Source organism: Pontibacter silvestris (assembly GCF_020907275.1).
In the GTDB taxonomy this organism is placed as follows: domain Bacteria; phylum Bacteroidota; class Bacteroidia; order Cytophagales; family Hymenobacteraceae; genus Pontibacter; species Pontibacter silvestris.
On record NZ_JAJJWI010000108.1, the window covers coordinates 1 to 478 of the forward strand.

Annotated in this window: 1 pseudogene; it reads left to right on the forward strand. The window is 51.9% G+C overall.

Going from position 1 to position 478, the window contains the following annotated elements:
* A pseudogene (locus LN995_RS21785) lies at positions 1–478 on the forward strand (NAD-dependent dehydratase); the annotation flags it as partial.

The window sequence follows — 478 nt, forward strand, 5'->3', positions numbered from 1 at the left end:
ACTTTTATTATGCCCAGGAAGATGAGGTGTATGCTGCCGCTGCCCGGGATAGTTTCACTTGGAGCATTCATCGGCCGCACACCGTCATTGGCAAAGCAGTAGGTAACATGATGAACCTGGGAACTACCCTTGCGGTTTATGCCACTATTTGCAAAGAGACGGGAAGACCCTTCCGCTGGCCCGGTTCTGACGCGCAATGGAATGGGCTTTCCGATGTGACCGATGCCCGGGTACTGGCCAAGCACCTGGTGTGGGCCGCCACCACGGAAGCGGCCCGAAACGAAGCTTTTAATGTGGTTAACGGAGATTATTTTCGTTGGAAATGGCTGTGGAAGCGCATAGCTGACTGGTTTGGTATTGAAACCTTAGGTTTTGATGGCACCATTCATCCGTTGGAAGCTGAATTAGCAAAAGACAACCAAATATGGCGTGAGATTGCGGAACGGTATGCCTTCCAACTGCTCTCGGAAGGCACTGC